This window comes from Escherichia sp. XD33 (genome assembly GCF_019375075.1).
GTDB classification, from domain to species: Bacteria; Pseudomonadota; Gammaproteobacteria; order Enterobacterales; family Enterobacteriaceae; genus Enterobacter; species Enterobacter flexneri_A.
The window spans coordinates 1-23,417 of record NZ_JAENDM010000056.1 but is presented as its reverse complement, the minus strand read 5'-3'; the positions used below and the strand labels follow the sequence as shown (position 1 = coordinate 23,417).

Here is a 23,417-nt window from a genome sequence, read left to right as displayed (position 1 = left end):
TATCCGCTCACAATTTCACACAACATACGAGCCGGAAGCATAAAGTGTAAAGCCTGGGGTGCCTAATGAGTGAGCTAACTCACATTAATTGCGTTGCGCTCACTGCCCGCTTTCCAGTCGGGAAACCTGTCGTGCCAGCTGCATTAATGAATCGGCCAACGCGCGGGGAGAGGCGGTTTGCGTATTGGGCGCCAGGGTGGTTTTTCTTTTCACCAGTGAGACGGGCAACAGCTGATTGCCCTTCACCGCCTGGCCCTGAGAGAGTTGCAGCAAGCGGTCCACGCTGGTTTGCCCCAGCAGGCGAAAATCCTGTTTGATGGTGGTTAACGGCGGGATATAACATGAGCTGTCTTCGGTATCGTCGTATCCCACTACCGAGATATCCGCACCAACGCGCAGCCCGGACTCGGTAATGGCGCGCATTGCGCCCAGCGCCATCTGATCGTTGGCAACCAGCATCGCAGTGGGAACGATGCCCTCATTCAGCATTTGCATGGTTTGTTGAAAACCGGACATGGCACTCCAGTCGCCTTCCCGTTCCGCTATCGGCTGAATTTGATTGCGAGTGAGATATTTATGCCAGCCAGCCAGACGCAGACGCGCCGAGACAGAACTTAATGGGCCCGCTAACAGCGCGATTTGCTGGTGACCCAATGCGACCAGATGCTCCACGCCCAGTCGCGTACCGTCTTCATGGGAGAAAATAATACTGTTGATGGGTGTCTGGTCAGAGACATCAAGAAATAACGCCGGAACATTAGTGCAGGCAGCTTCCACAGCAATGGCATCCTGGTCATCCAGCGGATAGTTAATGATCAGCCCACTGACGCGTTGCGCGAGAAGATTGTGCACCGCCGCTTTACAGGCTTCGACGCCGCTTCGTTCTACCATCGACACCACCACGCTGGCACCCAGTTGATCGGCGCGAGATTTAATCGCCGCGACAATTTGCGACGGCGCGTGCAGGGCCAGACTGGAGGTGGCAACGCCAATCAGCAACGACTGTTTGCCCGCCAGTTGTTGTGCCACGCGGTTGGGAATGTAATTCAGCTCCGCCATCGCCGCTTCCACTTTTTCCCGCGTTTTCGCAGAAACGTGGCTGGCCTGGTTCACCACGCGGGAAACGGTCTGATAAGAGACACCGGCATACTCTGCGACATCGTATAGCGTTACTGGTTTCACATTCACCACCCTGAATTGACTCTCTTCCGGGCGCTATCATGCCATACCGCGAAAGGTTTTGCGCCATTCGATGGTGTCAACGTAAATGCACGCCGCTTCGCCGTCCGGCCACCAGAATAGCCTGCGATTCAACCCCTTCTTCAATCTGTTTTGCTACCCGTTGTAGCGCCGGAAGATGTTTTTCTGCCGCCTGTTCGATGGTCATCGCGCTCGCCATATACACCAGATTCAGACAGCCAATCACCCGTTGTTCACTGCGCAGCGGTACGGCGATAGAGGCGATCTTCTCCTCCTGATCCCAGCCGCGGTAGTTCTGTCCGTAACCCTCTTTGCGCGCGCGCGCCAGAATGGCTTCCAGCTTTAACGGTTCCCGTGCCAGTTGATAGTCATCACCGGGGCGGGAGGCTAACATTTCGATTAATTCCTTGCGGTCTTGTTCCGGGCAAAAGGCCAGCCAGGTCAGGCCCGAGGCGGTTTTCAGAAGCGGCAAACGTCGCCCGACCATTGCCCGGTGAAAGGATAAGCGGCTGAAACGGTGAGTGGTTTCGCGTACCACCATTGCATCAACATCCAGCGTGGACACATCTGTCGGCCATACCACTTCGCGCAACAGATCGCCCAGCAGTGGGGCCGCCAGTGCAGAAATCCACTGTTCGTCACGAAATCCTTCGCTTAATTGCCGCACTTTGATGGTCAGTCGAAAACTATCATCGGAGGGGCTACGGCGGACATATCCCTCTTCCTGCAGCGTCTCCAGCAGTCGCCGCACAGTGGTGCGATGCAGGCCGCTGAGTTCCGCCAGCAGCCCGACGCTGGCACCGCCATCAAGTTTATTTAACATATTTAATAACATTAGACCGCGGGTTAAGCCGCGCACGGTTTTGTATTCCGTCTGCTCATTGTTCTGCATATTAATTGACATTTCTATAGTTAAAACAACGTGGTGCACCTGGTGCACATTCGGGCATGTTTTGATTGTAGCCGAAAACACCCTTCCTATACTGAGCGCACAATAAAAAATCATTTACATGTTTTTAACAAAATAAGTTGCGCTGTACTGTGCGCGCAACGACATTTTGTCCGAGTCGTGAGGTACTGAAATGGCAATACAACACCCTGACATCCAGCCTGCTGTTAACCATAGCGTTCAGGTGGCGATCGCTGGTGCCGGCCCGGTTGGGCTGATGATGGCGAACTATCTCGGCCAGATGGGCATTGACGTGCTGGTGGTGGAGAAACTCGATAAGTTGATCGACTACCCGCGTGCGATTGGTATTGATGACGAGGCGCTGCGCACCATGCAGTCGGTCGGCCTGGTCGATGATGTTCTGCCGCACACTACGCCGTGGCACGCGATGCGTTTTCTCACCCCGAAAGGCCGCTGTTTTGCTGATATTCAGCCAATGACCGATGAATTTGGCTGGCCGCGCCGTAACGCCTTTATTCAGCCGCAGGTCGATGCGGTGATGCTGGAAGGGGTGTCGCGTTTTCCGAATGTGCGCTGCTTGTTTTCCCGCGAGCTGGAGGCCTTCAGTCAGCAAGATGACGAAGTGACCTTGCACCTGAAAACGGCAGAAGGGCAGCGGGAAATAGTCAAAGCCCAGTGGCTGGTGGCCTGTGATGGTGGGGCAAGTTTTGTCCGTCGCACCCTGAATGTGCCGTTTGAAGGTAAAACTGCGCCAAATCAGTGGATTGTGGTAGATATCGCCAACGATCCGTTAAGTACGCCGCATATCTATTTGTGTTGCGATCCGGTGCGCCCGTATGTTTCTGCCGCGCTACCTCATGCGGTACGTCGCTTTGAATTTATGGTGATGCCAGGAGAAACCGAAGAACAGCTGCGTGAGCCGCAAAATATGCGCAAGCTGTTAAGCAAAGTGCTGCCTAATCCGGACAATGTTGAATTGATTCGCCAGCGTGTCTACACCCACAACGCGCGACTGGCGCAACGTTTCCGTATTGATCGCGTACTGCTGGCGGGCGATGCCGCGCACATCATGCCGGTGTGGCAGGGGCAGGGCTATAACAGTGGTATGCGCGACGCCTTTAACCTCGCATGGAAACTGGCGTTGGTTATCCAGGGGAAAGCCCGCGATGCGCTGCTCAATACCTATCAACAAGAACGTCGCGATCACGCCAAAGCGATGATTGACCTGTCCGTGACGGCGGGCAACGTGCTGGCTCCACCGAAACGCTGGCAGGGTACGTTACGTGACGGCGTTTCCTGGCTGCTGAATTATCTGCCGCCAGTAAAACGCTACTTCCTCGAAATGCGCTTCAAGCCGATGCCGCAATATTACGGCGGTGCGCTGGTACGTGAGGGCGAAGCGAAGCACTCTCCGGTCGGCAAGATGTTTATTCAGCCGAAAGTCACGCTGGAAAACGGCGACGTGACGCTGCTCGATAACGCGATCGGCGCGAACTTCGCGGTAATTGGCTGGGGATGCAATCCACTGTGGGGGATGAGCGACGAGCAAATCCAGCAGTGGCGCGCGTTGGGCACACGCTTTATTCAGGTGGTGCCGGAAGTGCAAATTCATACGGCACAGGATAACCACGACGGCGTGCTACGCGTGGGCGATACGCAAGGTCGTCTGCGTAGCTGGTTCGCACAACACAATGCTTCGCTGGTGGTGATGCGCCCGGATCGCTTTGTTGCCGCCACCGCCATTCCGCAAACCCTGGGCAAGACCCTGAATAAACTGGCGTCGGTGATGACGCTGACCCGCCCTGATGCCGACGTTTCTGTCGAAAAGGTAGCCTGATATGCACGCTTATCTTCATTGTCTTTCCCACTCGCCGCTGGTGGGGTATGTCGACCCGGCACAAGAGGTACTCGATGAGGTCAATGGCGTGATTGCCAGCGCCCGCGAGCGTATTGCGGCTTTCTCCCCTGAACTGGTGGTGCTGTTTGCGCCAGATCACTACAACGGCTTTTTCTATGACGTGATGCCACCGTTCTGTTTAGGCGTTGGAGCGACGGCAATTGGTGATTTCGGCAGTGCGGCAGGAGAGCTGCCCGTGCCTGTGGAGCTGGCGGAGGCCTGTGCGCATGCCGTCATGAAGAGCGGGATCGATCTTGCCGTTTCTTACTGTATGCAGGTGGACCACGGGTTCGCCCAGCCACTGGAGTTCCTACTCGGCGGGCTGGATAAGGTGCCAGTTCTGCCTGTGTTCATCAACGGTGTCGCCACGCCGCTGCCCGGTTTCCAGCGTACCCGCATGTTGGGTGAAGCCATTGGACGTTTCACCAGCACTCTCAATAAACGCGTGCTGTTCCTGGGTTCCGGTGGGCTTTCCCATCAGCCGCCGGTGCCCGAACTGGCGAAAGCCGATGCCCATATGCGCGACCGTCTGTTGGGGAGCGGGAAAGATTTACCCGCCAGTGAGCGCGAATTGCGTCAGCAACGGGTGATTAGCGCCGCTGAGAAGTTTGTTGAGGATCAGAGAACTCTGCATCCGCTCAACCCGATTTGGGATAACCAGTTCATGACTTTGCTGGAGCAGGGACGCATACAGGAACTGGATGCCGTCAGTAACGAAGAGCTTTCCGCCATTGCCGGAAAGTCGACACATGAAATCAAAACCTGGGTCGCCGCTTTTGCCGCTATTTCTGCATTTGGCAACTGGCGTAGCGAAGGGCGTTATTACCGCCCAATCCCGGAGTGGATTGCCGGATTTGGCTCGTTAAGCGCCAGAACAGAGAACTGAATATGCAGGAGAAGATGATGAGTTATCAGCCACAAACCGAAGCCGCCACCAGCCGTTTTCTGAATGTAGAAGAAGCGGGTAAAACGCTGCGCATCCATTTTAATGACTGCGGACAAGGCGACGAAACCGTTGTCCTGCTGCATGGTTCCGGCCCGGGTGCTACTGGCTGGGCGAACTTCAGCCGCAATATCGATCCGCTGGTAGAGGCGGGCTATCGGGTAATCCTGCTGGATTGTCCGGGTTGGGGCAAAAGCGATTCGATCGTTAATAGTGGTTCACGATCGGATCTTAATGCACGAATCCTGAAAAGCGTGGTGGATCAACTGGATATCGCCAAAATCCACCTTCTGGGCAACTCGATGGGCGGCCATAGTTCTGTGGCGTTCACCCTTAACTGGCCGGAGCGCGTCGGCAAACTGGTGCTGATGGGCGGCGGTACGGGCGGCATGAGTTTGTTTACGCCGATGCCAACCGAAGGTATTAAGCGACTGAATCAGCTTTATCGTCAGCCGACTATCGAAAACCTGAAGCTGATGATGGATATCTTCGTTTTCGATACCAGCGATTTGACCGACGCCCTGTTTGAAGCGCGCCTGAATAATATGCTGTCGCGCCGCGATCACCTGGAAAACTTTGTTAAGAGCCTGGAAGCCAATCCGAAACAGTTCCCGGATTTTGGCCCACGTCTGGCGGAAATCAAAGCGCAAACCCTGATTGTCTGGGGGCGCAACGACCGCTTTGTGCCGATGGATGCGGGTCTGCGTCTGCTGTCCGGCATTGCCGGTTCTGAACTGCATATCTTCCGCGACTGTGGTCACTGGGCGCAGTGGGAACATGCCGACGCTTTCAATCAACTGGTGCTGAATTTCCTCGCACGCCCTTAAGGAATGGTCATGACGAAGCATACTCTTGAGCAACTGGCGGCGGATTTACGCCGCGCCGCAGAGCAGGGCGAAGCGATTGCACCGCTGCGCGATCTGATTGGTATCGATAACGCTGAAGCGGCTTACGCCATTCAGCACATAAATGTGCAACATGACGTTGCGCAGGGGCGTCGCGTGGTAGGGCGTAAAGTGGGCCTGACACATCCGAAAGTGCAACAACAACTGGGCGTTGATCAACCGGATTTTGGGACGTTATTTGCCGACATGTGTTATGGCGATAACGAAATCATTCCTTTTTCCCGTGTTCTGCAACCCCGCATTGAAGCGGAGATCGCACTGGTGTTGAACCGCGATTTGCCCGCAACCGATATCACCTTCGACGAATTGTATAACGCCATTGAATGGGTACTTCCGGCGCTGGAAGTGGTGGGGAGCCGCATTCGCGACTGGTCGATTCAGTTTGTCGATACCGTGGCAGATAACGCCTCCTGTGGGGTGTATGTCATCGGCGGTCCGGCGCAACGTCCGGCGGGGTTAGACCTGAAAAACTGCGCCATGAAGATGACGCGTAATAACGAAGAGGTTTCTAGCGGGCGCGGCAGCGAATGCCTGGGACATCCGCTTAATGCGGCCGTCTGGCTGGCACGCAAAATGGCCAGTCTGGGTGAACCGCTGCGCACCGGAGATATCATTCTTACCGGGGCATTAGGTCCGATGGTGGCGGTGAATGCGGGCGATCGTTTTGAAGCCCATATTGAAGGCATAGGTTCAGTTGCTGCGACATTTTCAAGCGCAGCCCCAAAAGGAAGTCTGTCATGAGTAAGCGTAAAGTCGCCATTATCGGTTCTGGCAACATTGGCACCGATCTGATGATTAAAATTTTGCGTCACGGTCAGCATCTGGAGATGGCGGTGATGGTTGGCATTGATCCTCAGTCCGACGGTCTGGCGCGCGCCAGACGTATGGGCGTCGCCACCACCCATGAAGGGGTGATCGGACTGATGAACATGCCTGAATTTGCTGATATCGACATTGTATTTGATGCGACCAGCGCCGGTGCTCATGTGAAAAACGATGCCGCTTTACGCGAAGCGAAACCGGATATTCGCTTAATTGACCTGACGCCTGCTGCCATCGGCCCTTACTGCGTGCCGGTGGTTAACCTCGAGGCGAACGTCGATCAACTGAACGTCAACATGGTCACCTGCGGCGGCCAGGCCACCATTCCAATGGTGGCGGCAGTTTCACGCGTGGCGCGTGTTCATTACGCCGAAATTATCGCTTCTATCGCCAGTAAATCTGCCGGACCTGGCACGCGTGCCAATATCGATGAATTTACGGAAACCACTTCCCGAGCCATTGAAGTGGTGGGCGGCGCGGCAAAAGGGAAGGCGATTATTGTGCTTAACCCAGCAGAGCCACCGTTGATGATGCGTGACACGGTGTATGTATTGAGCGACGAAGCTTCACAAGATGATATCGAAGCCTCAATCAATGAAATGGCTGAGGCGGTGCAGGCTTACGTACCGGGTTATCGCCTGAAACAGCGCGTGCAGTTTGAAGTTATCCCGCAGGATAAACCGGTCAATTTACCGGGCGTGGGGCAATTCTCCGGACTGAAAACAGCGGTCTGGCTGGAAGTCGAAGGCGCAGCGCATTATCTGCCTGCCTATGCGGGCAACCTCGACATTATGACTTCCAGTGCGCTGGCGACAGCGGAAAAAATGGCCCAGTCACTGGCGCGCAAGGCAGGAGAAGCGGCATGAACGGTAAAAAACTTTATATCTCGGACGTCACGTTGCGTGACGGTATGCACGCCATTCGTCATCAGTATTCGCTGGAAAACGTTCGCCAGATTGCCAAAGCACTGGACGATGCCCACGTGGATTCGATTGAAGTGGCCCACGGCGACGGTTTGCAGGGTTCCAGCTTTAACTATGGTTTCGGCGCACATAGCGACCTTGAATGGATTGAAGCAGCGGCGGATGTGGTGAAGCACGCCAAAATCGCGACGTTGTTGCTGCCAGGAATCGGCACTATTCACGATCTGAAAAATGCCTGGCAAGCTGGCGCGCGGGTGGTTCGTGTGGCTACGCACTGTACCGAAGCTGATGTTTCCGCCCAGCATATTCAGTATGCCCGCGAGCTCGGAATGGACACCGTTGGTTTTCTGATGATGAGCCATATGACCACGCCAGAGAATCTCGCAAAGCAGGCAAAGCTGATGGAAGGCTACGGTGCGACCTGTATTTATGTGGTGGATTCTGGCGGTGCGATGAACATGAGCGATATCCGTGACCGTTTCCGCGCCCTGAAAGCAGTGTTGAAACCAGAAACGCAAACCGGCATGCACGCTCACCATAACCTGAGTCTTGGCGTGGCGAACTCTATCGAGGCGGTGGAAGAGGGCTGCGACCGAATCGACGCCAGCCTCGCGGGAATGGGCGCGGGCGCAGGTAACGCGCCGCTGGAAGTATTTATTGCCGCCGCGGATAAACTGGGCTGGCAGCATGGGACCGATCTCTATGCGTTAATGGATGCCGCTGACGACCTGGTGCGTCCGTTGCAGGATCGACCGGTACGAGTCGATCGCGAAACGCTGGCGCTGGGATACGCTGGTGTTTACTCCAGCTTCCTGCGTCACTGTGAAACGGCGGCGGCGCGTTATGGCTTAAGCGCGGTGGATATTCTCGTTGAGCTGGGCAAACGCCGGATGGTTGGCGGCCAGGAGGATATGATCGTCGACGTGGCGCTGGATCTGCGCAACAACAAATAATATTGACTGCCGAGAATGTGCATTTTGTATGCCCATCCCAGCACGACTGCCGGATGCGGCGTGAACGTCTTGTCCGGCCTACGGATGGCGCGAGAATTTGTAGGCCTGATAAGACGCGTTAGCGTCGCATCAGGCATCTGCGCACGACTGCCGGATGCGGCGTAAACGCCTTATCCGGCCTACGGATGGCGCGGGAATTTGTAGGCCTGATAAGACGCGCAAGCGTCGCATCAGGCATCTGCGCACGACTGCCGGATGCGATAAACGTCTTGTCCGGCCTACATTTCGCCCGTAGGCAGTCATTAAATAGTTCTGATTACGCGGCTGGCAATGTATCAGTCGCGATTCACCTGCACTCGCAACGAGGTTCATCTTATGTCGACTCGTACCCCTTCATCATCTTCATCCCGCCTGATGCTGACCATCGGGCTTTGTTTTTTGGTCGCTCTGATGGAAGGGCTGGATCTTCAGGCGGCTGGCATTGCGGCGGGTGGCATCGCCCAGGCTTTCGCACTCGATAAAATGCAAATGGGCTGGATATTTAGCGCCGGAATACTCGGTTTGCTACCCGGCGCGTTGGTTGGCGGAATGCTGGCGGACCGTTATGGTCGTAAGCGTATTTTGATTGGCTCAGTTGCGCTGTTTGGTTTGTTCTCACTGGCAACGGCGATTGCCTGGGATTTCCCCTCACTGGTCTTTGCGCGGCTGATGACCGGTGTCGGGCTGGGGGCGGCGTTGCCGAATCTTATCGCCCTGACGTCTGAAGCCGCGGGTCCACGTTTTCGTGGGACGGCAGTGAGCCTGATGTATTGCGGTGTTCCCATTGGCGCGGCGCTGGCGGCGACACTGGGTTTCGCGGGGGCAAACTTAGCATGGCAAACGGTGTTTTGGGTAGGTGGTGTGGTGCCGTTGATTCTGGTGCCGCTATTAATGCGCTGGCTGCCGGAGTCGGCGGTTTTCGCTGGCGAAAAACAGGCTGCGCCACCACTGCGTGCGTTATTTGCGCCAGAAACGGCAACCGCGACGCTGCTGCTGTGGTTGTGTTATTTCTTCACTCTGCTGGTGGTCTACATGTTGATCAACTGGCTACCGCTGCTTTTGGTGGAGCAAGGATTCCAGCCATCGCAGGCGGCAGGGGTGATGTTTGCCCTGCAAATGGGGGCGGCAAGCGGGACGTTAATGTTGGGCGCATTGATGGATAAGCTGCGTCCAGTAACCATGTCACTATTGATTTATAGCGGCATGTTAGCTTCGCTGCTGGCGCTTGGAACGGTGTCGTCATTTAACGGTATGTTGCTGGCGGGATTTGTCGCGGGGTTGTTTGCGACAGGTGGGCAAAGCGTTTTGTATGCCCTGGCACCATTGTTTTACAGTTCGCAGATCCGCGCAACAGGCGTGGGAACAGCCGTGGCGGTAGGGCGTCTGGGGGCTATGAGCGGTCCGTTACTGGCCGGGAAAATGCTGGCATTAGGCACTGGCACGGTCGGCGTAATGGCCGCTTCTGCACCGGGTATTCTTGTTGCTGGGTTGGCGGTGTTTATTTTGATGAGTCGGAGATCAAGAATGCAGCCGTGTGCCGATGCCTGACGCGCCTTATTAAGCAGGGGCGAAAGGGAGTTGCCCCCAATACACCCACGGCGTTTACAGGTATACTCGCTAAAAATTATTCAGCGGGTTTGGAAACAAAGATGGCAAAACTTACCTTACAAGAGCAGTTGCTCAAAGCAGGATTAGTCACCAGCAAAAAAGCGGCGAAGGTCGAGAGAACGGCGAAAAAATCGCGCGTTCAGGCGCGTGAAGCTCGGGCTGCGGTAGAAGAAAAAAAAAAGGCACAGCTTGAGCGTGATAAACAGCTTAGCGAACAGCAAAAACAAGCGGCGTTGGCGAAAGAATATAAAGCCCAGGTGAAGCAGCTCATTGAAATGAACCGAATCACCATTGCCAATGGCGATATTGGTTTTAACTTCACTGACGGCAATCTGATTAAGAAGATTTTTGTCGATAAGCTCACACAAGCGCAGTTGATTAATGGTCGTCTGGCGATTGCCCGCTTGTTGGTCGATAACAATAGCGAAGGTGAATACACCATTATTCCCGCCAGTGTTGCCGATAAAATTGCTCAGCGTGATGCCAGCAGTATTGTGTTGCACAGCGCGCTCAGTGCCGAAGAGCAGGATGAAGACGATCCGTATGCCGACTTCAAAGTGCCTGATGATTTGATGTGGTAAACATAGATAAGTCGTGCGCAGATGCCTGATGCGACGCTTTGCGCGTCTTATCAGGCCTACGGCTTACGGGCGAAGTGTAGGCCGGATAAGGCGTTCACGCCGCATCCGGCAGTCGTGCACTATTATCAACGCATATTCAGTTTATTGGCGTGGTAGGCAATATGCTCGCCAATAAAACTGGAGACAAAATAATAGCTGTGATCATAACCCTCGTGATAACGGATTAACGTCTTGATATTCATCTCCTGGCAGATCTTTTCAAGATTTGGAGTCCGCAGCTGTTCTGCGTAAAAATCATCACTCAACCCCTGATCAACCATGATTTCCGCAACGCGTTGACCTTGTGAAATAAGACTCACCGGGTCGTAATCCAACCAGGCATCTTTATTTTCAGCAAGATATGCAGCAAAGGCTTGCTGTCCCCACGGCACTTGCGATGGGGAGACAATGGGCGAAAACGCCGAGACGCTGACATATTCATCTGGGTTACGTAACGCCAGCACCAGCGCGCCCAGCCCGCCCATAGAATGACCAGAGATAGACTTTTTGGCCGTTGCCGGAAAATGATGCATCACTAAATCCGGCAGCTCGTTGCGGATATAGTCATACATTTTGTAATGTTCATTCCACGGCGCTTGCGTCGCGTTCAGGTAAAACCCGGCACCTTGCCCGAGATCGTAACGGTCAGCATCTGCGACATGACTGCCTCGCGGACTGGTGTCCGGCGCAACAACAATAATGTTGTGCTCAGCCGCGTAACGCTGCATCCCCGATTTAGTAATGAAATTCTGCTCGTTGCAAGTCAGGCCTGAAAGCCAGTACAACACCGGCAATTTTTCATTCGCGGCTTTTGGTGGGAGATAGACGCCGACATTCATTTCACATTTCAGTGATTGGGAATAATGCCGATACACATTTTGCCAGCCGCCAAAGCTGGCATGTTTTTCAATGAGTTCCATCAGTCATTATCTCACGGTTAATCCCCCGGACGGCTGCCCGGGGAGAGTATTAAGAACCCCGTCTGAAGTGGACGGGGTAAACCAGCGGGAAATCAGTAACGAATTACGGTTCGAATGGATTTGCCTTCATGCATCAGGTCGAAGGCGTCATTAATTTCATCCAGGCTCATGGTATGCGTGACAAACGGTTCCAGATCGATATCACCTTTCATCGCATCTTCAACCATGCCCGGTAACTGGGAACGACCTTTCACGCCGCCAAACGCGGAACCTTTCCATACGCGACCGGTGACCAACTGGAATGGTCGGGTGGAGATTTCCTGACCGGCACCTGCTACCCCGATGATCACCGATTGACCCCAGCCGCGGTGCGCACTTTCCAGCGCCGCACGCATCACGTTGACGTTACCGATGCATTCAAAGGTATGGTCGATACCCCATTTGTTGATATCCAGCAGGACATCTTTAATCGGTTTGTCGTAGTCATTCGGGTTAATGCAGTCGGTAGCACCGAAGCGACGCGCCAGATCGAATTTCTTCGGGTTGGTATCGATAGCGATAATCCGTCCCGCTTTCGCCTGACGCGCGCCCTGAACCACTGCCAGACCAATCGCGCCAAGACCAAATACGGCAACAGAATCACCTGGCTGGACTTTAGCTGTGTTGTGTACCGCGCCAATACCGGTGGTCACGCCACAGCCCAGCAGGCAGACGTGTTCATGGTTTGCTTCTGGATTAATTTTTGCCAGAGACACTTCCGCGACCACGGTGTATTCACTGAATGTTGAGCATCCCATGTAGTGATAAAGCGGCTGCCCGTTGTAAGAAAAACGGGTGGTGCCGTCTGGCATCAGGCCTTTACCCTGGGTTTCGCGAACCGCAACACAGAGGTTAGTTTTACCGGAACGACAGAACTCACACTCGCCGCATTCTGCGGTGTAAAGCGGGATCACATGGTCGCCAGGTTTGACGCTGGTTACGCCTTCACCGACTTCAACCACAACGCCGGCCCCTTCGTGACCGAGAACCACCGGGAATACACCTTCCGGGTCATCGCCGGAGAGGGTAAATGCGTCGGTATGGCAAACGCCGGTATGGGTGACTTTAATCAGCACTTCACCTTTTTTCGGTGGTGCAACGTCAATTTCAACGATTTCCAGCGGTTTACCGGGAGCAAATGCAACGGCAGCACGTGATTTCATCTCTCGCTCTTCCTCAATATGGTAATAGATTCAGCTATTTAAGATAGGCTCGAACCAGTTCAATAGTGTCGTCAACGGATTGGCTGACTTCGCGGCTGTAGCAGTCATTTCGGTCAAACGTTTCCCGGATATGGCTTTCAAGCACTTCTGCCATCAGCCCATTAGCCGCGCCCCGAACGGCAGCGATCTGTTGGAGTATGGCACGGCATTCGGCATCACCCTCCAGCGACCGTTCCAGAGCATCAATCTGCCCTCGAATACGACGAACTCGAGTAAGGACCTTTTTCTTCTCTTCCGGAGTACTGGGCATTTCGCACCTCATCATCTGCATGCAATATACTATAGGGGGGTATGCTATATGTCAATGCATACCCCCCTATAGTATATAACACTGGAGAATAAAATTTATCCGGTGAATGTGGTCGGAAAACAAAGAGGAAAGGGAGTGGGGCTAATCGGCAGGGAAGGCCGCCCCGGATAGCGGGCGGCAGAAGGAATCAGAATTTCCAGGTCAGATGGGCTGCAAGTTGCAGACCGTTATAATCATCGGTTGGGGTGTCGTACCACACTTTACCTGCCGTCAGCCCGAGATTAAGTTGCTCAGTCAGCGGTTGAATACGTTGCAGACTGACGCTCTTCATGCTGCCGTAGCGTGTTTCTGGCGTCCAGTCATAGGTGTAAGCACCTGTTCCGCGGCTTAGCCATAGTTGCGTATAACCAGTGCCGCGCGGGTCATTCAGACGCACGGAAATCATATTGCTATAACTACCACCTGCATCGCTGGAGTCATAATGGGTATAGCGGTAGCTGGTGATCACCGGGCCAGTATAGAGTGATACGCCGCCTTGCCAGGCATCGACTTCGACATCATCGTAATATTTAGTGTAGCGATAACCGGTCGTGAAAAGCGTTTTTGGCAACAGGGCCAGGTTAATATCCTGACGAAAATCCTGGCGGGCAAAGACCGGCGTATTATCCGCAAAGGCAATACCCGTTCGGGTTGTCAGCCAGTTATTCCATTTATACCAGACCGCACCCTGACCGCGAGTGGCATTGAAATGTTCAGTTTCATAATCACGACGCCCCTGGGAAAGATTAAAAAGCAGCGTTGCGTTTTCAACTTTCGCCACCAGTTCAGCATACGCTAAATTACGGTTGCCATGATCGCCAGAATAATCGGTAAAATCGTAGCCCGCGGTAATGGAAGTTAACCCGGCATAAGCGGGCAATGCGCTTAAAATGGCCGCTGCTAATAACGTCCGTTTTATCATTTTAATCTCCTGTACGGATAAGTTCTTGTCGGAGTGAATAAGTTCCGGTAGGTAAATTACGTTCTACAATCACGCGCGGGCCAAGTTGCGTGTTCGGGGAAATAATTCGCCCAGGCAAAATAATAACTTGTACGCCAAGGCGTGAACGCTGCCCGATATAACAACCTAATTTATCGCATCCGGTAGCGATAATTCCCTCTGGAGTTCGAACAGACACGGGCTGTTCATCCAGACGATGATTACTGGTACGTACTTGTGCGCCCAAATATGCCTGGTTTGCAACTACCGAGTCGGCAATAAAGCATTGCGGACCAATCGTTGCTTCCGCTTCAATAACCGCATTTTTAATTTCGGTGGCAAAACCAATTTTTACACCATTGCTGATTATTGTGCCAGGACGAATAAACGCATAATTACCTATCAGGCAGTTTGCGCCAATCACTACCGGACCCTGAATAACGGCACCATGACAAATACGGGTATTCGCGCCGATAACAACTTCACCTGCAGTTTCATCAATAATTACCTGGTCTGCAATCTGAATATTTTTCTCTTTAACATTAAGCTTCAGATAGTTTTTCAGTTCCTGTGACAGAAGGTTGGGAATAAGCGGTTGACGCTTCCACCAGTGCGGAATAGCGGGTGGGTTTGTCGCGCTGAGGTTCGCGTCCAGTAAAAAAGGCAATAAGTCCATAAATAATCCAGATGGCATAAGCTAATAATACATACACAACGGAAAGCGACGCTAAAGGCACCAACAACCAGCAACGATGAAACCAGGCGCTAAAAGCACCAATAACACAAACTACGCCGACCCAGATAAGCGGAAACATTGCCAACACCACACCATGCGGCCCGGTGGTGATGAATTCATTAAACCAGGTAGTGAGATAAATCCCAACGCCATAAAGCACAACCAACAGCATAGGAAATATACTGAAGATACCGAAACGGCTAAATAAAAGCCTTTTATGCAGGCGCATACAGACCGCGTAGCCCACAATCCAACGCCGCCAACGACGCCACTCCTCACGCGGGCTGTTGCATCCCTGTGGATATACGATGCAGCGATTCGCCTGCCGAATACGGTAGCCGTTTGCCACCAATGTCCAGGTGAGATCAAGGTCTTCGACTTTAGTACGATCCGAGAAACCGAACTTACGCAATACATCAGTACGGAACATCCCGCAGGCACCGCTGATAATAAACGGTGCGCCGCCCAGGAGCTGCTGTAGCGTGCGCTTCATAACAATCATCGGCAACTTTACGGTCGCGCGGATGTGCGGTAACAGCCCCGCGCCTTTCAACGCAGTAGAGGGAATGCCGCCTACGGCATCAGCACCGCGCTCAATTTCTGCCAGCATATAGCCCATTCCGTCTTGATCGGGCGGAACATAGGTGTCGGCATCACTTAAAAAAACCTGGTCGCAGGTGGCGTAATTGAGGCCATTCATCAGCGCACCACCTTTACCGGTATTTTTTTGCGTGACGGCAACAAAGCGGTCGCCCCATTTGCGTTTGACTTCCGCCATGACCGCTTCGGTATTGTCCGTGGAGCCGTCGTTAACGCAAATTACCCGGCAAAAATAAGGGTTACGCAGTAGATTATCCAGTGACTGCGCCAGACACGGGCCTTCGTTATACGCAGGTATAATGGCGTCAATACAGCCTTTGTTTTGACTGGGTTTACGTCTTAGCGTACTTAAAAACCATAGCAACATTGCTATGGACATACAGATAAATATCCAGGTTTTCATGCAATTTGCTCAAAGAATCATTTTATGAATTACAAAGCCTTCACCCAGATCGCTATTGACCTGTTGCCCGCGAAATTGTGCAACTGCACGCAGGCGATCATGACGCATATAATCACGTCGTTCCTGGCTTTTATGTTTTTTTAATGCAGCAAGTTTGACTGTGAAATATTCTTCTTTAACGGATTCAAAAACCTGAGGCATAAATGAAAGCCAGGTACTTGGGGTTTCGTAGCCGAGAATTTGCGGAATAGTTCGGCAGGCAACCATTGAAGCTTGATAAACAGCAAGATGATCCTGATGGCGGTCGGCATCATGCATGGTATATACCCGCATGATTTCAACATCAGAAGGAATTTGATTTTTAATGATGTCTTCCAGGGCGGAAATCATATCATTGAGCTGTAAATGAGCGCGGGTGTCAGCAAAATTAAGATGAATAGTTTGGTGGCACCCTAATATCTTTAGGGCGTTGCGCGATTCTTCATGGCGATCGATTATTCCATCTGTGCCAGAGTTGCCGGTAGTCATCACCACGGCTGCGATATAAATTCCTTTTTGCGCAAGACGAGCAAGCGATGCGCCACAGCCTAATTCTATATCGTCAGGATGTGCGCCAATAGCAAGGATACCCTTTCTTTTATTTGCCGAAGAAAGGAGGGCTGAATCTAAAACCTTATCCACTTAATGACACTCCATTTTATTTATTATACTACAAGCACAACGATGCACTCAGAGACGTAATCTCTGGCGCAGCCAGATGTTAATTTATAAATGTTAAATGTTGCTAATAACTGAAAAGCAAGGGCTTTCAGACCCGCGGGTTCGACTGGGTAATGTTTCTATGCAATTCATATGTTAAGTGTTTGTATGTTTGGTATGTATAGTTATTTTGTTTTATACATTGTATTTAGATGTGATTTAGTTTGTCAATTAATTGCATTTAAAAAATATGTTCTGTGAACAAGCATTGTTTATATACATTATGTGAATGTAATATGCGAGTGATTGAGAATGATACAGTGATATATACAATGCGAATATAATAGTTTTATTATATGTATTGATATTGATAGAAATAATGAAGTAATAAATCTCGTAATGTGGTTGTTTATGCATCACTAAAATGAAGTGTAGTAATTTTCCCAATTGTTAGAACGGAGTAATTGCATATTTAATCTTTCCTTAGCCGTTTTTTTGCTAAGAATAAAATCATCTGTGCGATAACGACTAATTCTTTTAATGAATGTTTTTATTCCTGAATACTGCTCCCATAACAAGACAGGGGAGCAGACAATCATGGCAATTTCATCGCGAAACACACTTCTTGCCGCACTGGCATTCATCGCTTTTCAGGCACAGGCGGTGAACGTCACCGTGGCGTATCAAACCTCAGCCGAACCGGCGAAAGTGGCTCAGGCCGACAACACCTTTGCTAAAGAAAGCGGAGCAACCGTGGACTGGCGTAAGTTTGACAGCGGAGCCAGCATCGTGCGGGCGCTGGCTTCTGGCGACGTGCAAATCGGCAACCTTGGTTCCAGCCCGTTAGCGGTTGCAGCCAGCCAACAGGTGCCGATTGAAGTCTTCTTGCTGGCGTCAAAACTGGGTAACTCAGAAGCGCTGGTGGTAAAGAAAACTATCAGCAAACCGGAAGATCTGATTGGCAAACGCATCGCCGTACCGTTTATCTCTACCACCCACTACAGCCTGCTGGCAGCGCTGAAACACTGGGGCATTAAACCCGGGCAAGTGGAGATTGTGAACCTGCAGCCGCCCGCGATTATCGCTGCATGGCAGCGGGGAGATATTGATGGTGCTTATGTCTGGGCACCGGCGGTTAACGCCCTGGAAAAAGACGGCAAAGTGCTGACCGATTCTGAACAGGTCGGGCAGTGGGGTGCGCCAACGCTGGACGTCTGGGTGGTGCGCAAAGATTTTGCCGAGAAACATCCTGAGGTGGTGAAAGCGTTCGCCAAAAGCGCCATCGATGCTCAGCAACCGTACATTGCTAACCCAGACGCGTGGCTGAAACAGCCGGAAAACATCAGCAAACTGGCGCGGTTAAGCGGCGTGCCTGAAGGTGACGTTCCGGGGCTGGTGAAGGGGAATACCTATCTGACGCCGCAGCAACAAACGGCAGAACTGACCGGACCGGTGAACAAAGCGATCATCGACACCGCGCAGTTTTTGAAAGAGCAGGGCAAGGTCCCGGCTGTAGCGAATGATTACAGCCAGTACGTTACCTCGCGCTTCGTGCAATAAAAGGAGGCGCAGATGCTGCAAATCTCTCATCTTTACGCCAATTATGGCGGCAAACCGGCACTGGAAGATATCAACCTGACGCTGGAAAGCGGTGAGCTACTGGTGGTGCTGGGGCCGTCCGGCTGCGGTAAAACCACCCTGCTGAATCTGATTGCCGGTTTTGTGCCTTATCAGCACGGCAGCATTCAACTGGCGGGTAAGCGTATTGAGGGGCCGGGAGCAGAGCGCGGCGTGGTTTTTCAGAATGAAGGGCTGCTACCGTGGCGCAATGTCCAGAACAACGTGGCGTTCGGCCTGCAACTGGCAGGTATAGAGAAAATGCAGCGACTGGAAATCGCGCACCAGATGCTGAAAAAAGTGGGGCTGGAAGGAGCAGAAAAACGCTACATCTGGCAGCTCTCCGGCGGTCAACGTCAGCGGGTGGGCATTGCTCGCGCGCTGGCGGCAAATCCCCAGCTGTTATTACTCGACGAACCGTTTGGTGCGCTGGATGCCTTCACCCGCGACCAGATGCAAACCCTGCTGCTGAAACTCTGGCAGGAGACGGGCAAGCAGGTGCTGTTGATTACCCACGATATAGAAGAAGCGGTGTTTATGGCGACTGAACTGGTTCTGCTTTCACCCGGCCCTGGCCGCGTGCTGGAGCGGCTGCCGCTCAACTTTGCTCGCCGCTTTGTTGCGGGAGAGTCGAGCCGCAGCATCAAGTCCGATCCACAATTCATCGCCATGCGCGAATATGTTTTAAGCCGCGTATTTGAGCAGCGGGAGGCGTTCTCATGAGTGTGCTCATTAATGAAAAACTGCATTCGCATCGGCTGAAATGGCGCTGGCCGCTCTCGCGTCAGGTGACCTTAAGCATTGGCACGTTAGCGGTTTTGCTCACTGTATGGTGGGCAGTCGCAGCGCTGCAACTGATTAGCCCGCTGTTTTTGCCGCCACCGCAACAGGTACTGGCAAAACTGCTCACCATTGCCGGGCCGCAGGGATTTATGGACGCCACGCTGTGGCAGCATCTGGCCGCCAGCCTGACGCGCATTGTGCTGGCGCTACTCGCGGCGGTGGTAATCGGTATTCCGGTCGGGATCGCCATGGGGCTAAGCCCGACGGTGCGCGGCATTCTGGATCCGGTAATCGAACTTTATCGTCCGGTGCCGCCGCTGGCTTATTTGCCGCTGATGGTGATCTGGTTTGGTATTGGTGAAACCTCGAAGATCTTACTGATCTATTTAGCGATTTTTGCACCGGTGGCGATGTCGGCGCTGGCGGGGGTGAAAAGCGCGCAGCAGGTTCGCATTCGTGCCGCCCAGTCGCTGGGTGCCAGCCGTGCGCAGGTGCTGTGGTTTGTCATTTTGCCCGGCGCGCTGCCGGAAATCCTCACCGGATTACGCATTGGTCTGGGTGTGGGCTGGTCTACGCTGGTAGCGGCGGAGCTGATTGCCGCGACGCGCGGTTTAGGATTTATGGTTCAGTCAGCGGGTGAATTTCTCGCGACTGACGTGGTGCTGGCGGGGATCGCGGTGATTGCGATTATCGCCTTTCTTTTAGAACTGGGTTTGCGCGCGTTACAGCGCCGTCTGACGCCCTGGCATGGAGAAGTACAATGAGTGAACGTCTGAGCATTACCCCGCTGGGGCCGTATATCGGCGCACAAATTTCGGGTGCCGACCTGACGCGCCCGTTAAGCGATAATCAGTTTGAACAGCTTTACCATGCGGTGCTGCGCCATCAGGTGGTGTTTCTGCGCGATCAAACTATTACGCCGCAGCAGCAACGCGCGCTGGCCCAGCGTTTTGGCGAACTGCATATTCACCCTGTTTACCCTCATGCCGAAGGGGTTGACGAGATCATCGTGCTGGATACCCATAACGATAATCCGCCGGATAACGACAACTGGCATACCGATGTGACATTTATTGAAACGCCACCCGCAGGGGCGATTCTGGCAGCTAAAGAGTTACCTTCGACCGGCGGTGATACGCTCTGGACCAGCGGTATTGCGGCCTATGAGGCGCTCTCTGTTCCCTTCCGCCAGCTGCTGAGCGGGCTGCGTGCGGAGCATGATTTCCGTAAATCGTTCCCGGAATACAAATACCGCAAAACCGAGGAGGAACATCAACGCTGGCGCGAGGCGGTCGCGAAAAATCCTCCGTTGCTACATCCGGTGGTGCGAACGCATCCGGTGAGCGGTAAACAGGCGCTGTTTGTGAATGAAGGCTTTACTACGCGAATTGTCGATGTCAGCGAGAAAGAGAGCGAAGCCTTGTTAGGCTTTTTATTCGCCCATATCACTAAACCGGAGTTTCAGGTGCGTTGGCGCTGGCAACCGAATGATATTGCGATTTGGGATAACCGCGTGACTCAGCACTATGCCAATGCCGATTACCTGCCACAGCGGCGGATTATGCATCGGGCGACGATCCTTGGGGATAAACCGTTTTATCGGGCGGGGTGATACGAGTGCGGACGGTTCCCTCGCCCCCTTGGGGAGAGGGTTAGGGTGAGGGGGCGTTCACCGTACTTTCAACAGGTTAACTCCCCCTTTCTGAGAGGAAAAAAATTAACGCAGAATCTTCTTCTCAGCCAAATCCAGCGCAAAGTAGCTGAAAATCAGATCCGCACCCGCACGCTTAATCGAACCTAAGCTTTCGAGCACGACTTTCTCTTCATCTATAGCACCCGCCAGCGCGGCGAACTTAATCATCGCGTACTCACCGCTCACCTGATACGCGCCAATCGGCAATTCAGTACGTTCACGCAGCTCACGCACGATGTCGAGGTATGCTCCAGCAGGTTTAACCATCAGGCAGTCTGCGCCCTGGGCTTCATCCAGCAGTGATTCACGAATCGCCTCGCGACGGTTCATTGGGTTCATCTGATAGCTTTTGCGGTCGCCTTTTAATGCGCTTCCGGCAGCTTCACGGAACGGACCATAAAAGGAAGAGGCGAACTTGGTCGAATACGACATAATCGCCGTATCTTTAAAGCCTGCAGCGTCCAGCGCCTGGCGAATAGCCTGTACCTGGCCATCCATCGCGGCGGAAGGGGCGATGAAGTCTGCGCCTGCAGCAGCTGCAACCACGGCTTGCTTGCCTAAATTTTCCAGAGTCGCGTCGTTGTCGACGCCATGCTCGCACAGCACACCGCAGTGACCGTGAGAAGTGTATTCACAGAAGCAGGTGTCTGACATGACGATCATTTCTGGCACGGTCTGCTTGCAGATGCGCGACATACGCGCCACCAGTCCATCTTCCCGCCAGGCATCGCTGCCGGTTTCATCGGTATGGTGAGAGATGCCAAAAGTCATCACGGAACGAATACCGGCGTTGGCGATGCGTTCAATTTCGCGTGCCAGATGTTTCTCTGGAATGCGCATCACGCCTGGCATGGCTTCAACGGCTTTGTAGTCGTCAATTTCTTCTTCAACAAAGATCGGCAACACCAGGTCGTTAAGGCTAAGTGTTGTCTCTTCAAACATAGCGCGCAGCGCAGGAGATTTGCGCAGGCGACGAGGGCGTTGGATTAAGTCTGTCATGGTCTGCCTGATGTTTGTGGAATTAAGGTGCACAGTATACCTGAAGCGGGGCAGGAGTGTTTTACGAAAGTTGTCGCGATGTTGACAAGAAGAGAATGGAAGAGATGCCAGGACATCTTTGTAATAGAAATAGCAATAATTTCATATTCACTGAAAATATTTTTAATCTTTATTTATAGTTCTTGGTTATTATTTTTGGAGTTTGGTTGTCCTGCTATAAATTGAATAATTAAAACTTTGTTGCATATTGATAGGATATTTATCTGGTTTGTGCCTGTGATATTTGTGACGCGTATGTATCAAAAATAACATCATCTGCAACATGTTGAAATATCGTCCTTTTATCAATTTGATGCGTGTTTTTCTCCATAAATTATATATGTCCATATTCGGACTTAGGGGAAAGAATAATTGAACCATTCGTCTGTAACGCAGCATAATCATTAGCGCGAAACATAATATGTTTTCTATGCATTGATAATTGATGGATCAACTTATTACGTCCCTGAGGAGGGATGACAAATGCACTCCTGGAAAAAGAAACTTGTAGTATCACAATTAGCATTGGCTTGCACTCTGGCTATCACCTCTCAGGCTAATGCAGCGACCAACGATATTTCTGGTCAAACTTACAATACTTTCCATCACTACAACGACGCCACCTATGCTGATGACGTTTACTATGATGGTTATGTAGGCTGGAACAACTATGCCGCTGATAGTTATTACAACGGCGATATCTACCCGGTCATTAATAACGCTACTGTTAACGGCGTGATTTCTACCTACTATCTGGACGACGGTATTTCTACCAATACCAACGCCAATAGTCTGACAATCAAAAACAGCACTATTCACGGTATGATTTATTCCGAGTGCATGACAACTGATTGTGCTGAACGTGCGAATGATTATTACCATGACCGTCTGGCGCTGACTGTTGATAATTCAACGATCGACGACAACTACGAACACTACACATATAACGGCACTTACAATAATGCCGCTGATACTCATGTTGTAAACGTATATAACATTGGTACTGCTATTACTCTGGATCAGGAAGTTGATCTGTCCATCACTAATAACTCTCACGTAGCGGGTATTACGCTGACTCAGGGTTATGAGTGGGAAGATATTGACGACAACACTGTCAGCACTGGCGTAAACAGCAGCGAAGTGTTTAATAACACCATCACTGTTAAAGATTCTACCGTGACCTCTGGTTCATGGACTGATGAAGGTACTACTGGTTGGTTCGGTAATACAGGTAATGCCAGCGATTACAATGGTAAAGGTTGGAACGCTGACGATATCGCATTAGCCGTTATTGCACATCCTGCTGCTGATAACTCAATGCAAACCACTGCAACATTCGATAATTCCACACTGATGGGCGATGTATTCTTCTCAAGTAACTTTGATGAGAACTTCTTCCCGCATGGTCGTGATAGCTATCGTGATGCTGACGGTGATGTAGATACTAACGGTTGGGATGGTACTGATCGCCTGGATCTGACCCTGAACAATGGCAGCATGATCCTACCCACGTAATATGGACACAGGCCTAAGCGAGGTTCTTGTTTTCAAATTGTTCCGGACTGAGGCCGCCACACCAACTGTGCCGCCGCCACCGATTGTAATCACATTCGATAT

23 protein-coding genes and 1 pseudogene are annotated in these 23,417 nt (G+C 52.3%); 13 read left to right on the top strand and 11 right to left on the bottom strand.

What is annotated here, in order from left to right; genetic code table 11:
• Positions 1-99 precede the first annotated feature (99 nt).
• Together lacI and K0778_RS21610 are read right to left on the bottom strand one after the other, a co-directional pair.
• The gene (gene lacI / locus K0778_RS21615; RefSeq protein ID WP_000805902.1) at positions 100-1,182 is read right to left on the bottom strand and encodes a DNA-binding transcriptional repressor LacI; all 1,083 of its coding nucleotides are present in this window, start codon (positions 1,180-1,182) and stop codon (positions 100-102) included.
• A 76-nt stretch (positions 1,183-1,258) separates the two neighbouring features.
• Complete coding sequence (locus K0778_RS21610) at positions 1,259-2,092, bottom strand: DNA-binding transcriptional regulator (protein ID WP_001297745.1); 834 nt, start codon at positions 2,090-2,092, stop codon at positions 1,259-1,261.
• A 190-nt stretch (positions 2,093-2,282) separates the two neighbouring features.
• Here K0778_RS21610 and K0778_RS21605 point away from each other — a divergent pair, with 190 nt between their 5' ends.
• From K0778_RS21605 to K0778_RS21570, 8 genes are all read left to right on the top strand, one after another.
• Entirely contained in the window at positions 2,283-3,947 is a 1,665-nt protein-coding gene (locus tag K0778_RS21605) for a bifunctional 3-(3-hydroxy-phenyl)propionate/3-hydroxycinnamic acid hydroxylase (RefSeq protein ID WP_001007411.1), read from the top strand.
• Position 3,948: 1 nt separating this feature from the next.
• Positions 3,949-4,893 (top strand): 2,3-dihydroxyphenylpropionate/2,3-dihydroxicinnamic acid 1,2-dioxygenase, encoded by a 945-nt coding sequence (gene mhpB / locus K0778_RS21600; protein WP_000543457.1) that lies wholly within the window; start codon positions 3,949-3,951, stop codon positions 4,891-4,893.
• Between the two features lie 17 nt (positions 4,894-4,910).
• A complete protein-coding gene (gene mhpC, locus K0778_RS21595; RefSeq protein WP_000121898.1) occupies positions 4,911-5,777 on the top strand; it encodes a 2-hydroxy-6-oxonona-2,4-dienedioate hydrolase in 867 nt (288 codons plus the stop codon).
• A 9-nt stretch (positions 5,778-5,786) separates the two neighbouring features.
• On the top strand, positions 5,787-6,596 hold the full coding sequence (mhpD, locus tag K0778_RS21590; RefSeq protein ID WP_000160710.1) for a 2-keto-4-pentenoate hydratase: 810 nt from the start codon (positions 5,787-5,789) through the stop codon (positions 6,594-6,596).
• Positions 6,593-7,543 (top strand): acetaldehyde dehydrogenase, encoded by a 951-nt coding sequence (gene mhpF, locus K0778_RS21585; protein WP_000044314.1) that lies wholly within the window; start codon positions 6,593-6,595, stop codon positions 7,541-7,543. The genes mhpD and mhpF overlap by 4 nt, the downstream gene beginning before the upstream one ends.
• Positions 7,540-8,553, top strand: a complete 1,014-nt coding sequence (gene mhpE / locus K0778_RS21580; RefSeq protein ID WP_001013494.1) for a 4-hydroxy-2-oxovalerate aldolase — start codon at positions 7,540-7,542, stop codon at positions 8,551-8,553. The genes mhpF and mhpE overlap by 4 nt, the downstream gene beginning before the upstream one ends.
• A 375-nt stretch (positions 8,554-8,928) precedes the next feature.
• Entirely contained in the window at positions 8,929-10,140 is a 1,212-nt protein-coding gene (mhpT, locus tag K0778_RS21575; protein ID WP_000107624.1) for a 3-(3-hydroxy-phenyl)propionate transporter MhpT, read from the top strand.
• Between the two features lie 101 nt (positions 10,141-10,241).
• Positions 10,242-10,781, top strand: coding sequence for a DUF2058 domain-containing protein (locus K0778_RS21570; RefSeq protein ID WP_001619192.1), 540 nt, complete (start codon positions 10,242-10,244; stop codon positions 10,779-10,781).
• A gap of 125 nt (positions 10,782-10,906) precedes the next feature.
• On the opposite strand, the gene fghA is transcribed toward K0778_RS21570, so the two are convergent.
• The 7 genes from fghA to K0778_RS21535 all read right to left on the bottom strand — a co-directional run bounded on the left by fghA (position 10,907) and on the right by K0778_RS21535 (position 16,651).
• Entirely contained in the window at positions 10,907-11,740 is an 834-nt protein-coding gene (gene fghA, locus K0778_RS21565; RefSeq protein ID WP_000419042.1) for an S-formylglutathione hydrolase, read from the bottom strand.
• Positions 11,741-11,832: 92 nt separating this feature from the next.
• A complete protein-coding gene (gene frmA, locus K0778_RS21560) occupies positions 11,833-12,942 on the bottom strand; it encodes an S-(hydroxymethyl)glutathione dehydrogenase (RefSeq protein WP_000842100.1) in 1,110 nt (369 codons plus the stop codon).
• A 34-nt stretch (positions 12,943-12,976) separates the two neighbouring features.
• Positions 12,977-13,252 (bottom strand): formaldehyde-responsive transcriptional repressor FrmR, encoded by a 276-nt coding sequence (frmR, locus tag K0778_RS21555; RefSeq protein WP_001141271.1) that lies wholly within the window; start codon positions 13,250-13,252, stop codon positions 12,977-12,979.
• Between the two features lie 187 nt (positions 13,253-13,439).
• Positions 13,440-14,213 carry a YaiO family outer membrane beta-barrel protein gene (locus tag K0778_RS21550; protein ID WP_000597113.1) on the bottom strand — a complete coding sequence of 258 codons (774 nt, stop codon included), beginning with the start codon at positions 14,211-14,213 and terminating at the stop codon, positions 13,440-13,442.
• 1 nt (position 14,214) lies between these two features.
• Positions 14,215-14,796, bottom strand: a complete 582-nt coding sequence (locus tag K0778_RS21545) for an acetyltransferase (RefSeq protein ID WP_024183734.1) — start codon at positions 14,794-14,796, stop codon at positions 14,215-14,217.
• A complete protein-coding gene (locus K0778_RS21540; RefSeq protein WP_063084558.1) occupies positions 14,774-15,970 on the bottom strand; it encodes a glycosyltransferase family 2 protein in 1,197 nt (398 codons plus the stop codon). The genes K0778_RS21545 and K0778_RS21540 overlap by 23 nt, the downstream gene beginning before the upstream one ends.
• A 9-nt stretch (positions 15,971-15,979) precedes the next feature.
• The gene (locus K0778_RS21535; RefSeq protein ID WP_000362029.1) at positions 15,980-16,651 is read right to left on the bottom strand and encodes a PIG-L deacetylase family protein; all 672 of its coding nucleotides are present in this window, start codon (positions 16,649-16,651) and stop codon (positions 15,980-15,982) included.
• 615 nt (positions 16,652-17,266) lie between these two features.
• Here K0778_RS21535 and tauA point away from each other — a divergent pair.
• Genes tauA through tauD form a run of 4 tightly spaced genes read left to right on the top strand, consistent with a single transcriptional unit; the run spans position 17,267 to position 20,681 of the window.
• Positions 17,267-18,229: a taurine ABC transporter substrate-binding protein gene (gene tauA / locus K0778_RS21530; protein WP_001018416.1), complete on the top strand. Its 963-nt coding sequence runs from the start codon at positions 17,267-17,269 to the stop codon at positions 18,227-18,229.
• 12 nt (positions 18,230-18,241) lie between these two features.
• Positions 18,242-19,009 (top strand): taurine ABC transporter ATP-binding subunit, encoded by a 768-nt coding sequence (gene tauB / locus K0778_RS21525; RefSeq protein ID WP_000939399.1) that lies wholly within the window; start codon positions 18,242-18,244, stop codon positions 19,007-19,009.
• Positions 19,006-19,833, top strand: a complete 828-nt coding sequence (gene tauC, locus K0778_RS21520) for a taurine ABC transporter permease TauC (RefSeq protein WP_000114587.1) — start codon at positions 19,006-19,008, stop codon at positions 19,831-19,833. Before tauB ends, tauC begins: the two co-directional genes overlap by 4 nt.
• Entirely contained in the window at positions 19,830-20,681 is an 852-nt protein-coding gene (gene tauD / locus K0778_RS21515) for a taurine dioxygenase (protein WP_000004049.1), read from the top strand. The genes tauC and tauD overlap by 4 nt, the downstream gene beginning before the upstream one ends.
• A gap of 105 nt (positions 20,682-20,786) precedes the next feature.
• Here the strand turns inward: tauD and hemB are convergent, their stop codons facing one another.
• Positions 20,787-21,761: a porphobilinogen synthase gene (gene hemB, locus K0778_RS21510; RefSeq protein ID WP_001295337.1), complete on the bottom strand. Its 975-nt coding sequence runs from the start codon at positions 21,759-21,761 to the stop codon at positions 20,787-20,789.
• A gap of 522 nt (positions 21,762-22,283) precedes the next feature.
• Here hemB and K0778_RS21505 point away from each other — a divergent pair.
• Positions 22,284-23,297, top strand: a pseudogene (locus K0778_RS21505) (autotransporter outer membrane beta-barrel domain-containing protein); the annotation flags it as partial.
• A 31-nt stretch (positions 23,298-23,328) separates the two neighbouring features.
• Here K0778_RS21505 and K0778_RS21500 read toward each other — a convergent pair.
• On the bottom strand, positions 23,329-23,417 hold an 89-nt coding region (locus K0778_RS21500; protein WP_071993917.1), incomplete at its 5' end, for an IS3 family transposase.

Coding starts and splice junctions, on each gene's coding strand:
- tauC (WP_000114587.1), top strand. CDS start 19,006: ATGAGTGTGCTCATTAATGAAAAACTGCATTCGCATCGGCTGAAATGG.
- fghA (WP_000419042.1), bottom strand. CDS start 11,740: ATGGAACTCATTGAAAAACATGCCAGCTTTGGCGGCTGGCAAAATGTG.
- mhpB (WP_000543457.1), top strand. CDS start 3,949: ATGCACGCTTATCTTCATTGTCTTTCCCACTCGCCGCTGGTGGGGTAT.
- hemB (WP_001295337.1), bottom strand. CDS start 21,761: ATGACAGACTTAATCCAACGCCCTCGTCGCCTGCGCAAATCTCCTGCG.
- K0778_RS21570 (WP_001619192.1), top strand. CDS start 10,242: ATGGCAAAACTTACCTTACAAGAGCAGTTGCTCAAAGCAGGATTAGTC.
- K0778_RS21610 (WP_001297745.1), bottom strand. CDS start 2,092: ATGCAGAACAATGAGCAGACGGAATACAAAACCGTGCGCGGCTTAACC.
- tauB (WP_000939399.1), top strand. CDS start 18,242: ATGCTGCAAATCTCTCATCTTTACGCCAATTATGGCGGCAAACCGGCA.
- mhpE (WP_001013494.1), top strand. CDS start 7,540: ATGAACGGTAAAAAACTTTATATCTCGGACGTCACGTTGCGTGACGGT.
- mhpC (WP_000121898.1), top strand. CDS start 4,911: ATGAGTTATCAGCCACAAACCGAAGCCGCCACCAGCCGTTTTCTGAAT.
- mhpD (WP_000160710.1), top strand. CDS start 5,787: ATGACGAAGCATACTCTTGAGCAACTGGCGGCGGATTTACGCCGCGCC.
- mhpT (WP_000107624.1), top strand. CDS start 8,929: ATGTCGACTCGTACCCCTTCATCATCTTCATCCCGCCTGATGCTGACC.
- frmA (WP_000842100.1), bottom strand. CDS start 12,942: ATGAAATCACGTGCTGCCGTTGCATTTGCTCCCGGTAAACCGCTGGAA.
- frmR (WP_001141271.1), bottom strand. CDS start 13,252: ATGCCCAGTACTCCGGAAGAGAAGAAAAAGGTCCTTACTCGAGTTCGT.
- K0778_RS21605 (WP_001007411.1), top strand. CDS start 2,283: ATGGCAATACAACACCCTGACATCCAGCCTGCTGTTAACCATAGCGTT.
- K0778_RS21550 (WP_000597113.1), bottom strand. CDS start 14,213: ATGATAAAACGGACGTTATTAGCAGCGGCCATTTTAAGCGCATTGCCC.
- tauA (WP_001018416.1), top strand. CDS start 17,267: ATGGCAATTTCATCGCGAAACACACTTCTTGCCGCACTGGCATTCATC.
- tauD (WP_000004049.1), top strand. CDS start 19,830: ATGAGTGAACGTCTGAGCATTACCCCGCTGGGGCCGTATATCGGCGCA.
- K0778_RS21540 (WP_063084558.1), bottom strand. CDS start 15,970: ATGAAAACCTGGATATTTATCTGTATGTCCATAGCAATGTTGCTATGG.
- mhpF (WP_000044314.1), top strand. CDS start 6,593: ATGAGTAAGCGTAAAGTCGCCATTATCGGTTCTGGCAACATTGGCACC.